General features: G+C 68.4%; 15 protein-coding genes. 8 read left to right on the top strand and 7 right to left on the bottom strand.

Features of this window, described 5'->3' with window-relative positions:
• The 4 genes from RM1_RS04845 to RM1_RS04860 form a co-directional block, all read right to left on the bottom strand.
• Window positions 1-264: ATP-binding cassette domain-containing protein (locus RM1_RS04845; protein ID WP_143187323.1), on the bottom strand; the 264-nt coding region annotated here is incomplete at its 3' end.
• Entirely contained in the window at window positions 261-1,010 is a 750-nt protein-coding gene (locus tag RM1_RS04850) for an ABC transporter ATP-binding protein (RefSeq protein ID WP_072750250.1), read from the bottom strand. The genes RM1_RS04850 and RM1_RS04845, both read right to left, overlap by 4 nt.
• The gene (locus RM1_RS04855) at window positions 1,003-3,279 is read right to left on the bottom strand and encodes an ABC transporter permease (protein WP_072750251.1); all 2,277 of its coding nucleotides are present in this window, start codon (window positions 3,277-3,279) and stop codon (window positions 1,003-1,005) included. The genes RM1_RS04850 and RM1_RS04855 overlap by 8 nt, the downstream gene beginning before the upstream one ends.
• Window positions 3,280-3,312: 33 nt before the next feature.
• Window positions 3,313-4,692 carry an ABC transporter substrate-binding protein gene (locus RM1_RS04860; protein ID WP_425528676.1) on the bottom strand — a complete coding sequence of 460 codons (1,380 nt, stop codon included), beginning with the start codon at window positions 4,690-4,692 and terminating at the stop codon, window positions 3,313-3,315.
• Between the two features lie 401 nt (window positions 4,693-5,093).
• On the opposite strand from RM1_RS04860, the gene RM1_RS04865 reads away from it, so the two are divergent.
• Genes RM1_RS04865 through RM1_RS04880 form a run of 4 tightly spaced genes read left to right on the top strand, consistent with a single transcriptional unit; the run spans window position 5,094 to window position 7,399 of the window.
• A complete protein-coding gene (locus RM1_RS04865; protein ID WP_072750253.1) occupies window positions 5,094-6,326 on the top strand; it encodes an inorganic phosphate transporter in 1,233 nt (410 codons plus the stop codon).
• Between the two features lie 13 nt (window positions 6,327-6,339).
• Complete coding sequence (locus RM1_RS04870) at window positions 6,340-6,636, top strand: hypothetical protein (RefSeq protein ID WP_072750254.1); 297 nt, start codon at window positions 6,340-6,342, stop codon at window positions 6,634-6,636.
• 31 nt (window positions 6,637-6,667) lie between these two features.
• Window positions 6,668-6,982 carry a DUF3349 domain-containing protein gene (locus RM1_RS04875; protein ID WP_072750255.1) on the top strand — a complete coding sequence of 105 codons (315 nt, stop codon included), beginning with the start codon at window positions 6,668-6,670 and terminating at the stop codon, window positions 6,980-6,982.
• 12 nt (window positions 6,983-6,994) lie between these two features.
• The gene (locus RM1_RS04880; protein WP_083576537.1) at window positions 6,995-7,399 is read left to right on the top strand and encodes a DUF3349 domain-containing protein; all 405 of its coding nucleotides are present in this window, start codon (window positions 6,995-6,997) and stop codon (window positions 7,397-7,399) included.
• Here the strand turns inward: RM1_RS04880 and RM1_RS04885 are convergent.
• Complete coding sequence (locus RM1_RS04885) at window positions 7,396-8,001, bottom strand: TetR/AcrR family transcriptional regulator (protein ID WP_072750256.1); 606 nt, start codon at window positions 7,999-8,001, stop codon at window positions 7,396-7,398. The genes RM1_RS04880 and RM1_RS04885 overlap by 4 nt on opposite strands.
• A 127-nt stretch (window positions 8,002-8,128) precedes the next feature.
• On the opposite strand from RM1_RS04885, the gene RM1_RS04890 reads away from it, so the two are divergent.
• The 3 genes from RM1_RS04890 to RM1_RS04900 are packed head-to-tail and all read left to right on the top strand — an operon-like array spanning window position 8,129 to window position 11,472.
• Entirely contained in the window at window positions 8,129-9,574 is a 1,446-nt protein-coding gene (locus RM1_RS04890) for an MFS transporter (protein WP_072750257.1), read from the top strand.
• Window positions 9,575-9,579: 5 nt separating this feature from the next.
• Window positions 9,580-10,272: an SGNH/GDSL hydrolase family protein gene (locus tag RM1_RS04895; RefSeq protein WP_072750258.1), complete on the top strand. Its 693-nt coding sequence runs from the start codon at window positions 9,580-9,582 to the stop codon at window positions 10,270-10,272.
• Window positions 10,273-10,311: 39 nt separating this feature from the next.
• Window positions 10,312-11,472 (top strand): epoxide hydrolase family protein, encoded by a 1,161-nt coding sequence (locus RM1_RS04900; RefSeq protein WP_072750333.1) that lies wholly within the window; start codon window positions 10,312-10,314, stop codon window positions 11,470-11,472.
• Between the two features lie 32 nt (window positions 11,473-11,504).
• Here the strand turns inward: RM1_RS04900 and RM1_RS04905 are convergent, their stop codons facing one another.
• Entirely contained in the window at window positions 11,505-13,028 is a 1,524-nt protein-coding gene (locus RM1_RS04905; RefSeq protein WP_072750259.1) for an HNH endonuclease signature motif containing protein, read from the bottom strand.
• A 74-nt stretch (window positions 13,029-13,102) separates the two neighbouring features.
• Entirely contained in the window at window positions 13,103-13,450 is a 348-nt protein-coding gene (locus RM1_RS04910; protein ID WP_072750334.1) for a DoxX family protein, read from the bottom strand.
• A gap of 90 nt (window positions 13,451-13,540) precedes the next feature.
• On the opposite strand from RM1_RS04910, the gene RM1_RS04915 reads away from it, so the two are divergent.
• Window positions 13,541-13,999, top strand: a complete 459-nt coding sequence (locus RM1_RS04915; RefSeq protein ID WP_072750260.1) for a MarR family winged helix-turn-helix transcriptional regulator — start codon at window positions 13,541-13,543, stop codon at window positions 13,997-13,999.

Here is a 13,999-nt window from a genome sequence, read left to right on the forward strand (position 1 = left end):
GTCATCACCAGCCGGTGGGTGTCGGGGCCGGTCCGGATGAGCAGGAATCGCAGCAGCGGAGGCGATTTCATGTCGAATCCGTTGTGCCAGCAGGATGCCGGAGCAGATCTTCAGCGTCGAGGTCTTCCCGCCGCCGTTGGGTCCCAGCAGCGCGACCACGGCGCCCGGGTGCAGCGCGAGGCTCACCCCGTGCAGCACCTCGATCGCCCCGTACCCGGCGCGAACGTCGACGAGCTCGAGCAGCGGCTCGGGCACGGCACTCATGCCACCTCCTCGGTTCCGATGTAGGCGGCGATGACCGCCGGGTCCTTGCGCACCTGCTCCGGGGTACCCGACGAGATCAGTGCCCCGTAGTCGAGGACGTGGATCCGCGAACAGACCCGCATCACCAGCGGCAGGTCGTGCTCGACCAGGCAGATCGCCAGACCGTCCACGGCGAGCCGGACGAGCAGCTCGGCGAAGTCCTCGGTCTCCTGCTCCGTCTGCCCCGACGCGGGCTCGTCGAGCAGCAACACGCGCGGCGAGGTCATCAGCGCGCGTGCCACCTCGACCACCCTTGCCCGCCCGGTCGGGATGTCCGAGACGTCGCGGTGGGCGACATCGGTCAGCCCGGTCAGCTCGAGCAGCCGATCCGTCTCCGCTTCGATGTCCGCCCTGCCGCGGCTCCCGCTGCGGTGGATGTCGCCCGCCACCCGCAGGTTGTCGCGGACCGACAGCGACAGGAAGAGTTCCAGTCGCTGGAAGGTCCGGGCCAACCCGCGCTGCGCGCGCTTGTACGGTGCCATCCGGGTGACGTCGACGCCGTCCATGAACACCGTTCCCGCGGTTGGCTTCTGCAGCCCCGTGATCGTGTTGAACAGGGTCGTCTTACCGGCACCGTTCGGCCCGATCAGCCCGGTCACCGCACCACGTTCGACCGCGATGCTCACGTCGTTCACGGCGACGTGACCGCCGAACCGGACCGTGACGCCGCGCGTCTCGAGCAGCGGCGTCGACTCCGCGTCAGACATGGACACTCTCCCTTTCTGCTTCGACGGCCGACCCGCTGCCCGGCCAGGGCATGGCCGCGGGTAGACCCAGTTCGCGGTCGAGCAGGTCTCGGCCCTCCTGCGTGTACGGCTCGTCGATGCCGACCGACTCCGGCGGCCGGCCCCGGCGATCAGCGGCTGCGTCGCCGAGAACCGCACTCGGCATGACCATCTCGCCGACGACCGGCAACGCGAACACGGTGACGATGGTCAGGCTGGCGAACCACCAGTTACCGAGGGTGCCGCTCAGTGCTAGGACATAGAGCAGGGCGACAACGGCCGCGCCGCCGATCAACACCGGCTTGGCCTTGTGCAGCCGCCGGTAGCCCTCGACCACCTGGTGCACGCTGCCGCTCGGGTTGTGCCCGACACCGATACCGATCAGCGCGGGGCTCACCGCGGCGAGGTTGCCGAGCAACAGGTAGAGGCCCTCGAGTTCCGGCTGCGCCTTCGCCAGGTTGTTGAACGAGACCATGATGATCGAGAACCCGACGCCTGCCATCACCCCACCGAAGAGGGCGCCGCTGACGTAGCCGATGCCCGCGACCACCGTCAGCATCAACAGCGACAGGCTCAGGACGATCGTGAACGAATCACCGGAGACCGAGCCGAGGGCACTCGACATCAGGATGCCGCCGAGGCCGGCGATGCCCGCCGAGATCATGAACACGCTCAGCTTCAGCTTCACCAGGTTCTGGCCGAGCATCGCCGAGGCCGCAGGGCTGTCCTTCATCGCGGCCAGCCGCCGTCCGTATCCGCTGTTGCGCAGCGCCACCACTGCGACGCCGAGGACCGCGAAGGCCACCGTCACCGTCATCAGGAAGGTGGTCTCGTCGCCCAGGTCGAGCGGGCCGATCTGCAGCGGCGGGATCACCAGCGAGCCACCGGTGAACAGCGAGAACTTCACCCCGAACAGTTCGTGCTCGGTGGTGTCGCGCAGCACCATGTTGCTCAGGAACACGCCGAACGCCATCGTCGCCAGCGCCAGGTACAGCCCGCGCAGCCGCAGCGCGGGCAACGCCACCAGACCGCCGACAAGTGCGGCCGCCAGAACCCCGACCAGCACGCCGACGATCGTCAGTCGCTGGGCGAGCCCGGAGCCGGAGATGCCGAAGTGATAGACCACGATCGTGGCGACCGCCCCGAATGACAGCGGCGCCAGGTTCATCTCGCCCGCGTAGCCGGTGAGCAGCGTCAGCGACAGCGCGACGATGGCGAAGCAGATGCCGACGGTGAGCGTGGTGATCGCGGACTCGACCATCAGCAGCCGGATCAGATAGACGATCACCACGAGGGCGGCCCCCCACGCCACGGCCTTGCGGACGCTCGGCACGTGATAGCGCTCGCGGGTTCGGACGGCGGTGCCGCGCAGTCGGTCCTGCGGCAGCACGATCAACACCACGAACAGTGCGATCATCGGAAGCGAGACCCGCAGGTTCGAGGTCCACGTCCAGCTCGACGGCCCGTACCCGAGCAGATAGGTCCCCGCAAGGCCGAGCACGATCGCGCCGACGAAGGTGCGCGGGATGCTGCGCAACCGGCCGAACATCGCGGCCGCGAACGCGTCGATCACCAACAGCGTCAACATGTTCGCCTCAAGGGTTCCGCCACTGATCGGGGTGACGAGGATGCCGGCGAGCACCGCAAGCACCGAGCTCAGCGCCCACGAGAAGCCGGCGATCCGCTCCGGGTTGTGCCCGTTCATGCGCAGCAGGTCCGGGTCGTCGACGACCCCGCGCATGGTCGCGCCCATCCGGGTGCGGGTGAACAGCAGCCGCAGCCCGACGGCGATCGCGACCGCCGCGACGAGGCAGATCAACTCGTGGACGTGCACGGTCGCCCCGAGCACCGAGAACTCGGCGTCGTCGCCGAAGAACATCCGCAGGGTGCGGGGCTCCTCCGGATGCCAGAACCACTGGGAGGCGAACAGCATCCCCAGCATGATCGAGACGGTGACCACGATCTTGGTCACCTCCGCGGTGTCCCGCAGGCCCCGCATGATCAGGAAGTACAGGGCCAGACCCATCAGGGGGCCGAACACGCCGAGCACCAGCACCAGGGCGATCGGGGTCGGCAGATTCCAGCCGTATCGGAGCTGCCAGTAGACGAACGCGCCGAGCATGGCCTGCGCGCCGTGGGCGAAGTTGAAGATCCCCGAGGTGTTGTAGGTGAGTACCAGCCCGGAGGCTGCGATCGCGTACACGGCGCCGAGCACAAGGCCCAAGATCGTGAACGTCACGAATGTGTCCATGTGAGATCCCTTGGTCGAAGGTCGGGACCGAGATCAGTCCTGCGGCTTGATCACGTTCGGACCGAGGAACTTGGTCGAGATGCGGTCGGGACCCAGATCGGTGCCCCAGGTCGAGGGGTCGGTCTTGACGACGTACTCGGCTGCGCACTCGAACTCGCCCTTGTCGGCCGGGTACGCCTGGGTGTACTCGGCGCCCTTGAGCGAGACGGTCAGGCCGCACTCGGCAGGCATGTTCTTGCCGGGGTCGGTGGGGGCGTGCAGCCCGCCGCCGTCCCACTCGTGGATGTCGGCGAGCTCGTTCACCATGCACTGACGGGTCAGGTCCGAACCGCACTCCTTCGCCGCGGTGGCCCACAGCAGGAACGAGGAGGTCGCCTGCATCCCGAGCAGCGCGGTCTTGCCGCCCTTCGCGGACACCAGCTCCACGTACTTGCCGACCGCGGGCACGGAGTCGGCGTGCTCGAGCATCTGGAAGGTCATGCCTGCGTTGAGGTTGTCGAGCAGGCCCGACTCCTTGTTGAACTGCTGCGCGGCGTTCCCGTACCAGGTGGCCTCACCCAGGATGATCGGGTCGATGCCGACCTGCTCGACCGCCTTGAAGAAGTTGAACTCGTTCGGCACGGGTGAGCGCGAGGTCCACAGGCCCTTGACGCCGCACTGCTTGTACTTCTCCGCGAACGGGACGTAGCTCGGCTCGCCCTGGTAGTTCAGGGTGACGCCGCAGTCCTTGAGCTTGAATCCCGCGGCCTCGGCCATGGACCTGGACTTCGCCAGCGAGGTGATGATGGTCGGCATGGTCGACCCGACCAGGTCGAAGTCGTTCTTCAGGTCGGGGTGCGTCTGGGCCATCTGGAACCAGGCGGCGGCGTTCCCGTAGTCCACCGGGAACGGCACACCCTGATAGGTCATCGGGCCGTTGGCCGCCTCAGGGGAGACGGTGAAGCCGGGAACCGCGGCCATGTTGCACGCCACCCGGGTCTGCTCGGCGGTCTGGTCCATCGCGAAGCCGTGACCGACCATCATGAACTCGGACCGGCAGGCCTCCTGCATGACCGTGTTCGCCTGCGTCAACGCCGCGTCGTAGTCGGTCCCGACGATCGTGCGGCCGTTGATGCCGCCCTGCTCGTTGCACCAGTCGATCATCGCGGAGACGGCATCGGACATCTCCTTGTTCAGCCCGGGGCTCTGGGCGTAGCCGCGGTCGTCGCCGTAACCGATCCTGATCTCGGTGTCGGTGATCCCCTGATCGGTCGCGCCCTTCGCCTCGCCGTCCCCGCACGGCGAGTCGAGGGTGCCGAACGAGCCCGAGGACGCGGAGGCCTGCGAGTCGCCCGACCCTCCCCCGCCGGTCACACCGGTGACCGCATCGCCCCCGCGGTCGGTGGCACACGCGGACACCAGCGCGGCCGACATGGCCAACGCTGCCACCAGCCTGGCTGTCTTCTTTCGATTCACGATCGGTGCTCCTTCTCGGATACCCGGGGACCGGGCGGATTCCGTGGGGGTCGGATCCGAGCGCGCGGCCACTCACCCGGGCGGGTGAGACCTGCGTCACTCGATGCCGGGACGGTAATCAGCCGCGGGGAAGGCAATTCGCCGGTTCCCGGTGAGTGAGACCCCCGGTGAGCTTCGCCACATTTCGTTCCGGGCCATGACGGTTTGCAGGCCCACAGACGTCGTTGCGCGCGCCGTTCTGGACCCTCTCGAACCCCCAGGACCTGGCCCGACGGGCGGCGGCGTTGCGCGCTCGAAAGCACGCGCGAACAGCGGGTACAGACTCGACTTTTACGCGTTCGTAACGGAGGATCAAGGCCGTGAACGCGGAACTCATCGTTCTTCTTGTCGTAGTTGTCACAGCCCTCGGGTTCGACTTCACCAACGGCTTCCATGACACCGGCAACGCGATGGCGACGTCGATTGCAACTGGGGCGCTCAAACCCCGAGTCGCGGTTGCGCTTTCCGCAATCCTGAATCTGGTGGGCGCGTTCCTCTCGGTGGAGGTCGCGGCCACCGTCGCGAAGGGCGTGGTCAACCTCAGCTCCGTCGGCGGCGAGGATCTGCTGTTCATCGTCTTCGCCGGACTGGTCGGCGGAATCATCTGGAACCTGGCCACCTGGCTGTTCGGCATCCCCTCGAGTTCCTCGCACGCACTGTTCGGCGGCCTGATCGGCGCGGCCATCGCCTCCCTCGGGATGAACGGTGTGGTGTGGAGCGGCGTACTGAGCAAGGTGGTCATCCCGGCACTGCTGGCGCCGGTGGTCGCCGGCCTCGTCGCCGCGGCGGGCACCTGGCTGATCTACCGGATCACCCGCAGCGTCAGCGACGAGACCAAGGAATCCGGGTTCCGGTTCGGCCAGGTCGGCTCCGCGTCGCTGGTGTCCCTCGCGCACGGCACCAACGATGCGCAGAAGACGATGGGCGTGATCTTCCTGGCCCTGGTCGCGCACGGCACCATCAACGCCGACTCCGACATGCCGTTCTGGGTGAAGCTGAGCTGCGCGGTCGCGATCGCCCTCGGCACCTACCTCGGTGGCTGGCGCGTGATCCGCACCCTCGGCAAGGGCCTGGTGGAGATCGCGGCGCCGCAGGGCATGGCCGCGGAAGCGTCCTCCGCCGCCATCATCCTGACCTCCAGCCACCTGGGGCTGCCGCTGTCCACGACGCACGTCGCGACCGGCTCGATCATGGGTACCGGCGTCGGCCGCCGCGGCGCCGAGGTGCGCTGGGGCGTCGCGGGCCGGATGGCGGTCGCCTGGCTGATCACCCTGCCGTCCGCCGCGCTGGTCGGCGCCGTGTGCTGGGGCATCGCGCAGCTGATCGGCGGCCTGCCCGGCGTCCTGGCGGTGTTCGCGATCCTGCTACTGCTGGCGGGCTGGATGTACGCGCGCTCGCGCAGGCAGCCGATCGACTCGAGCAACGTCAACGCGGAATGGGACGGCGGCCTGATCCCCGCCGAGGACATCCCCGGACCGCCTGCGCCGCCGAACCCCACCCCCGCCCCCGCGCCTGCCGTCGAACCGGCCCCGCGCAACAACGTGACGGCCTGAGGAACTCGCAGACATGGATCTTCTCTCGAAAACCGTCGATTCGCTGTGGCAGGTTGTCGCGGTCGGACTGCTGCTCGGCGCGGGCCTGCCCGCGATCTTCGCGCTCGGCCTGCGGGCGCTCGACTCCGGTGCCGCGACCGATCCCGCGGCGGCGACCACCGATCCCGCGGCGACGGCGACCGCCCGCAAGCCGGTCGCCGTCATCGCCGCGGGCGCATGCTTCGCCGTGGTGATCGTGGCGATCATCACGGGCATCCTGTTCATCATGCAGGGCTTCCTCAGCCACACGTTCGGCATCGAGATCTTCTAGCGTCGGCCCACGAGTCGAGAGGCAACATTTCGTGACCTCAGCAAAACCAGCGTTCCCACTGTCCGTGCTGACCTGGCTGCAGGACGGGTACCCACAGGGCATCCCGCCGAAGGACCGCATCCCGTTGGTGGCCCTGCTGCACCACGCGCTGACCGCCGAGCAGATCAAGGACGTCGCCGTCGCGCTCGCCGAATCGCGGGGCGAGGGCGAGGACCCGACCGTCACCCGCGCCGAAATCGGCGAGCTGATCGAACACATCACCCACGAGGCCCCGTCGGATCACGACATCGCCCGGGTCCGGTCCGTGCTCGCCGCGGCCGGGTGGCCGCTCGGCGACGAGCCGTAGGGACGCACAGGCGTGGCCCTTCCACCTTTCCTCACCTCGATACTCGGATGGCTGCGTGCCGGGTACCCCAACGGCGTGCCCGAACAGGACTACATCCCGTTGATCGCCCTGCTCCGCAGGCGCCTGTCCGACGAGGAGGTCCACGCGGTCACCGACGCGCTGGTCGAGCAGTTCCCGCCGCCGATCGACAAGATCGACATCCAGGTGCTCATCACCAAGGTCACGGACGAGATGCCAACCGAATCCGATGTGGAGCGGGTACGCGCACACCTCGCGGCCGGAGGCTGGCCGCTCGCCGACGAACCCGGTGACGGGCCGAACGGGGCGGCAACCCTGCGCGCGCTCGACCGTGACGCCGAGTCGACCGCGGAGGGCGGGGCATCGGCGGACGGCGACACTCCCCCGGAGACCGGCTAACCGAGCAGCCCGTCGATGATCCCCCTTGCGATCGGCGCCGCCTCCGATTCCCCCATCTGCAGCGCGGTGTTGACCGCACTGAGCAGCGCTTCGATCTCGAAGGCCAGCGCCGCGGCATCCTTCCCCTGCGCTGCGCCCTGGTCCTGGGCCCGACCGATCTCTCGGATGAGCAGGTCGCGCCAGTCCCGCTGATCTGCTGCGATCGCGTCCCGCACCGGCCCAGGCCTGCTGTCGAACTCGGAGACGGTCGCGACCCGGAAGCAGCCGCCGGGGAACACCGGCGCCGACACGAAGTCGAACCAACGATCGATCAGCGCCCGTAGCCGGGGCAGCCCGCCGGGCTCCTTCAGGCTCGGCCGCACGACGTGCTCGATGAACACCTCCCTGGCCGCCTGCACCGCGGCCAACTGAAGGTTCTCCTTGGTGCCGAAGAGCGTCGCGACGCCACTCTTGCTCAGCCCGAGATCGGTGGCGAGCCTGCCGATGCTCAGACCGGTCAACCCCTCGACAGAGGCGACATCCACCGCATGCCTGGCGATCGACGCGCGGGCGAGCGCCCCCTTGATCAGCCGCTGGTCAGAAGTCTGAGCCGTGTCCACCATCGCTCCATTCTCCACGAGATCTTGCCAAATTGCACGAACGGTCGTACGTTCACTATCTACACGAACGATCGTACGTTTTCTTTGGTGCGGTCACCATCTCGTCGGACCACCTCCGAAAGGAACCCCCATGACCGAAGTGTCCGAGCAGGCGCCGCCTTCCCCGGCGCGGGTGTCATCCCGCATCGCGCTCCTGATCGCCTGCAGCGCAACCTTCGTCGCCTTCCTCGATCTCTCCGTCGTCAACATCGCATTCCCGGCGATCGCCAGGGACTTCACCACCGCTGCGCCGACCACCCTCACCTGGGTGGTGAGCGGCTATGCGGTGGCGTTCGCGGCGCTCCTGACGCCGGCAGGCCGACTCGCCGACAGCCTGGGCCGTCGGCGGGTCTTCCTCGTCGCCCTTGTCGGGTTCGCCGTCACGTCGCTGCTGTGCGCGGTCGCACCGAGCGCGCCGTGGCTGATCGGCGCCCGGGTCCTGCAGGGCGCGACCGCCGCGCTGATGATCCCGGCGGCCCTCGCACTGGTGCTGGCAACCACCGCCCCCGACCGGATCGCCGCCGCAATCGGGGCCTGGTCGGCCGCGGGCGGATTGGCTGCGGTGGTCGGCCCCGCGATCGGCGGCGCTCTCGTCGAGTCGTTCGGCTGGCGCGCCGTGTTCGTCATCAACGTGCCGATCGCGGCGGCTCTGGTGGCGCTCGGCGCCGGTCTCCGAACCGGCGACGCCGCGCCAAGGGAGGTCGGCGCACCGGCCGTCCCCGACATCGCGGGCACCCTCGCGGCGGCGCTCGGCATCGGCGCGGTGGTGGCGGGCGTGACCGAGGGGCAGAGTTGGGGCACGACGTCGCCCGCGACGCTGCTCACCGTCGGCGCCGGGCTGATCCTGGTGGCCGTCGCCCTTGTCCGGTCCAGGCGGCATCCCAGTCCGGCGATCGCGGTCGACCTGTGGCGCAACCGGCGGTACGCCCTGACCAATGCCACCTCGTTCGTGTTCGGTGCGGCGATGTTCGCCTGGCTGCTGGCCGGCCCGCTGTTCCTGGACGCGATCTGGGGGTACACCGTCCTGCAGTCCGCCGCGGCGCTCAGCATCGGAGCGGTGGCCGCGATGGTGACTGCCACGGTGACCGGCCGTGTGGGCTCCGCCAACGCACTGCGCCTGCTTGGGGTGCTGGGCGCACTGATGTTCGCATGCTCGGCACTCTGGGCGAGTACCGATGCGTTCAGCGCAACCCCCCGCCTGTGGTCCGTCTGGGTTCCGGCAGGCATCCTCGGCGGCGGCGGGATCGGATTCCTCGTCACGGTCCTCGGCACCGTCGCGGCGAGTTCCCTTCCGCCTCAGCAGTTCGCGTCAGGGGTCGGGATGAACCTGATGTCCCGCCAGGTCGGCGGCGCCCTCGGCGTGGGTGTGCTCGCCGCGATCCTCGCCGCCCACCCAGGCGATGCGTTGGCCGGCTTCCACCTCCTCTACTTCGCCTGCGCGGTCACCGCTGTGGTCGCCGGGATCCTCGCAGCGACCCTGGCCGAGAAGCATGCGGCCAACACCGACACCACGATTCTCACCGAGAGCAAGGGGTAGAAACGATGAGCCACAACACCATCCGAACCGAGGCAACGGATCCGATGTGCCTCGGCGCCGATGAGATCCGCGTCCTGCTGACCGACGCACCCTGGTCGCGGTTCGCCGTCATGGGCGACTCGATAGCGAAGGGCATCGGCGACCCCAGCCCCGGATACGAGACCTCCTCCTGGGCGGACCGGGTCGCGGCGGGATTGAAGGCGGTACGTCCGAACGTGTCGTACCTGAACACCGGGCGGATGGGCGCGACCAGCGCACAGGTCCTGGACGAGCAGCTCCAGACGGTGCTCGACTTCGAACCCGATCTGGTGCACATCACCTTCGGCGGCAATGACCTGTGGCTGCCGGACGCCGATCTCGACGCGATGGCCCGCAACATCGAGACCGCGTTCGCATCGGTACAACGTTCCGGCGCACAGATTTCCACGATCGCGCTGGCGGACGTTTTCATCGATCGACGAATGCAACCGATGAGGGACCGGATCTCGCACCTCAACGACGTCACTCGCGGGCTGGCCGCGAAATACGACGCTGTTCTGGTGGACCTGTGGGAGCACCCGCTCCGCTTGCGCCCGGATCTGATGAGCGCGGACCAGATCCACTTCACGATGAGTGGGTACGCCGTGGTGGCGTCGGAGATGGTGCGGGCACTTCACGACCGCCTCGCTCGACTAGCGCAACAGGCCCCGCTCTATTGAGGACCGGACATGTCCGCTATTGGTGTGATGGTGGATGTCATGACCTCCAAAGACAGCATTCGCCCGTTCCGCGTCGACATCCCTCAGGCCGACCTCGACGACCTGTCTGACCGCCTCGCCCGGTCCCGTCTCCCGGCTCCGTTGCCGGACGACGGGTGGGACACCGGGGTCCCGGTGTCGTATCTGCGGGAGCTCGTCGACTACTGGCGCGACGACTTCGACTGGCGCGAACAGGAAAGCACCCTCAACGCGCATCCGCAGTTCATCACCGAGATCGATGGGCAGAACGTGCATTTCCTGCATGTTCAATCCCCCGAGCCGGACGCATTGGCGCTGGTGCTCACACACGGATGGCCGGGGTCCGTGGTGGAGTTCCTGGACGTGATCGGGCCGCTGACCGATCCCCGTTCACATGGCGGCGACCCCGCGGATGCGTTTCACCTCGTGATCCCGAGCCTGCCCGGCTTCGGGTTCTCCGGGCCCGTCGCCGACAAGGGCTGGGACACAGCTCGCATCGCACGGGTCTGGGTCGAGCTGATGGCGCGACTCGGCTATGAGCGATACGGAGTGCAGGGTGGCGACATCGGCGCAGGGGTATCTCCGGAGGTGGGCAGGGTCGCCCCGCAACGCGTCGTGGGGGTCCACGTGAACGGCAGCCTCGGCGCCCCACTACACGAGATCGACGACGTCGAGCGGGGGTCGCTGACCGATCTCGAACGGGACCGGCTGGCACGGGTAGAGGCCTTCATGCAGGAGGAGTTCGGCTACATCTCGATCCAGTCCACCCGGCCGCAGACCCTTGCGGCGGGCCTCGTCGACTCCCCCGTCGGCCAACTGGCCTGGGTCATCGACAAGTTCCGGGAGTGGACCCGTCCGCGCACCACGCTTCCCGACGAGATCATCGACCGCAACCGACTGCTGACCAACGCGATGATCTACTGGCTGACCGGAACAGCCGGGTCCTCCGCATACGTGGGATACGCCCAGGAATCCGCTTGGGGTGCAACGAAGGAGCCCTCGGGCGTGCCGACGGGAGCGATCATGTTCGCGCACGATGTCGGAATCCGCAGATACGCCGAGACCGAGAACAGGATCACCCGATGGGTCGACGTGGAGGGTCGCGGCGGACACTTCGCCGCGCTCGAGGAGCCGGCGCTGCTCACCGACGACATCCGGGAATTCTTCCGCGACCTCCGGTGACCACCGTTCAGTGGGGTTGTTGCGGCCGGCTGCTACGGGAGACCGTCTTCGGCCGGCCGTTCACCCCGGCTGACCCCGGGCACCCTTAGCTCACCCCGTCGGCGTACATCGGTCTCCCTGCGGGCGTTGGCTTTTCGTCGGGCTCGCTGGAGGAGCTCTCGTGGGTGGTGGCGGTGGTTGATGCGGGGTGTCTGGTCGGGGTCGAGGTGTGGCGGCGGAACCCATTGGGTGCGTCCGGCGTATTCGGTGCCCTCGGGTGCGGTGCGGGTGTGCCAGCCGCCGGGGCCGTCGTGGATGAGGGCGTGGCAGGCGTCGCAGCCGAGTGTCAGGACGCCGATGTCGGTGGCGCCGCCCTTGGACCAGTCTCGGACGTGGTGGACGGCGGTCATCGTGGCGGGGGCGTCGCAGCCGGGTCTGGTGCAGCCGCGATCGGCCGCGATGAGGGCCAGCCGCTGATCCGCGGTGGCGAGACGCTTCGAGCGCCCGAGGTGCAGGGGCCTGCCGTTGTGGTCGAAGAGCACCAGAACGGGGTGCGATCGCTCGGCCATTTTCAGTGCGTCCCGGATGGGGAGGATCCCGCCGCCTGCGGTCGTGGCGATGCCGGTGGCGTGTTCGAGTTGGTCGAGGGTCATGGTGATGATCGCCGTGACCGGTAGCCCGCGATGGGAACCGAGTGCGCCGGAACCGAGGAGCGTGCGTAGTGCTTCCTTGATGGCGTCGTGGTTTCTTTGGGTGGCGGTGCGGGTGTCGCGGCCCGCCGCGGCGGCGAGCTTGTCGCGGTCGACGTGTGGGTGTTCGGCGTCGCCGGTGGGTGATTCGGGGTCGTCGGGGTTGTTCATCCCGGGCCGTGCCCATTTCGCGAGGATCGGTTCGAGCATGGCTCTGGTCTCGGGGTCGAGGTGACCGGAGATCGGGGTCATGAGGTTCTGGTCTTGGCGGCCGAGCCGGATTCCGCGCAGTCGCTTGCGGTCCTTTCCGTCGGTGAGGTCGCCGTCCGGGTTCAGGTAGGCAAGCAGGTCGTGCCCGGCCTTCTCCACGTCCTCCGGGGTCGCCGAACGCGCCAGGTCCGCCAGGATTTGCTCCGCGACCGCGACGTCGGAACTGCTGACCGCGTGCGGGATCTTGCGGATGACCTCACGTACCGCGCGGGCGTGATCCGGGCCGATCGCGCCGTCGCGTTGCGCGGCAGCGGTTTCGGGCAGATCCGCAGGCAATGGCTGACCGGAGAGCGCATGCCAGGTGCCCAACGACTTGGCCGCGGTGACCCGGGCGGAGGCGTCGGCCGCGGAGATCCGCAGCACCCCGACGAGCAGCTTGTTGACGGTCTTGTGGCCGAGCTTGCCCGGCAGGGAACGCTCGACGGCCTCGACAATCAGGTTGTGGCCGACCGCCGACGCCCGGCGCAAGGACTTCTCCAGCCGTGCGAGTGCGTCGATCAGTTCGCGATCGGCAAGGCTGGTCAGGTCGGCGTCACAAAGCTCGTCCACGACATCGGCGAGTCCGGCCAGCTGATCGCTGACCCGACCGGAAGCCCCGACACCAGAAGTCGAACTCATATTCGAACACTACCGCCGGGGTCCGACACGAATCGGACACACGAAGCGGGGCCCACGAGGGACCGCACCCCAGGTCAGGCAGTCGCGATCCGGAGCACGACGGCGGCGACTGCGGCCAGCCCGAGAACGACCGCGGGCGCGATCGCGTAGTCATGCGCCCGCACGTGCGCGACGACGGCGCCGACGAAGTACAGGGCCACCCCGATCGCCGCGGCGATGCCGATGACAGGCACCACCAGCCCGATCAGCAGGCCGGCCGCGCCCGCGGCCTTCGCGAGGGCGAGCCGCGGCAGCCAGGTATCCGGAACGCCCATCTCGATGAAGCCGTCGACCAGCTTCTCGTTCCGAGTGAAAGTGAGAAACGCCGACATGCTCAGCGCAAGGGCGAGGACCACGGCGAGGACGGCATAGGCGATGAACATGATGAACTCCAATGATTCAACCGGGAAGATCGTTGAACCGTACCAATGATTGACAAAGCTCCAAAATGGAGCGACTGATACCGTAGGGAGATGCCAGCAGCACAGGTCAACGGCGCTCCGACGGACCGTCTCGGGTTCCTCCTCGCCTGGCGCGGCGAGGCCACCAGCGCCCGGATTCGCGGCGCCCTCGCCGTCACCGGGCTGCACCCGCGCCAGGCGATGACGCTGCTGCACCTCGGCACCGGTCCGGTGAGCCAGCGCGAACTCGCCGACATGCTCGAGGTCGACCCCAGCCAGCTCGTCGCGATCCTCAACGAGCTGGAGGGCGAGGGCCTGGCCGAGCGTCGCAGGGACCCGGCCGACCGCAGGCGTCACATCGTGGAGATCACCGAGGCGGGCACGGCCGCCGTCCGGAAGGTCGACTCCGCACTGAACGACGCCGAACGCGAGCTGTTCGCCGCCTTCTCCGAGCGCGACCTCGCGTCGCTGAGGACCATGCTCGACCGGGTCGACGTGGCGTCGGTGCAGCACGAGTGCGCGGAGGACTGA

It is taken from the genome of Rhodococcus maanshanensis NBRC 100610 (assembly GCF_001894865.1).
GTDB lineage: Bacteria > Actinomycetota > Actinomycetes > Mycobacteriales > Mycobacteriaceae > Rhodococcus_G > Rhodococcus_G maanshanensis.

Bases quoted from the DNA above. Each gene is read 5' to 3' on its own strand.
- RM1_RS04850 (WP_072750250.1), bottom strand. From the start codon at position 1,010: ATGTCTGACGCGGAGTCGACGCCGCTGCTCGAGACGCGCGGCGTCACG.
- RM1_RS04855 (WP_072750251.1), bottom strand. From the start codon at position 3,279: ATGGACACATTCGTGACGTTCACGATCTTGGGCCTTGTGCTCGGCGCC.
- RM1_RS04860 (WP_425528676.1), bottom strand. From the start codon at position 4,692: ATGTCGGCCGCGCTGGTGTCCGCGTGTGCCACCGACCGCGGGGGCGAT.
- RM1_RS04870 (WP_072750254.1), top strand. From the start codon at position 6,340: ATGGATCTTCTCTCGAAAACCGTCGATTCGCTGTGGCAGGTTGTCGCG.
- RM1_RS04885 (WP_072750256.1), bottom strand. From the start codon at position 8,001: ATGGTGGACACGGCTCAGACTTCTGACCAGCGGCTGATCAAGGGGGCG.
- RM1_RS04890 (WP_072750257.1), top strand. From the start codon at position 8,129: ATGACCGAAGTGTCCGAGCAGGCGCCGCCTTCCCCGGCGCGGGTGTCA.
- RM1_RS04895 (WP_072750258.1), top strand. From the start codon at position 9,580: ATGAGCCACAACACCATCCGAACCGAGGCAACGGATCCGATGTGCCTC.
- RM1_RS04900 (WP_072750333.1), top strand. From the start codon at position 10,312: ATGACCTCCAAAGACAGCATTCGCCCGTTCCGCGTCGACATCCCTCAG.
- RM1_RS04905 (WP_072750259.1), bottom strand. From the start codon at position 13,028: ATGAGTTCGACTTCTGGTGTCGGGGCTTCCGGTCGGGTCAGCGATCAG.
- RM1_RS04910 (WP_072750334.1), bottom strand. From the start codon at position 13,450: ATGTTCATCGCCTATGCCGTCCTCGCCGTGGTCCTCGCCCTTGCGCTG.
- RM1_RS04915 (WP_072750260.1), top strand. From the start codon at position 13,541: ATGCCAGCAGCACAGGTCAACGGCGCTCCGACGGACCGTCTCGGGTTC.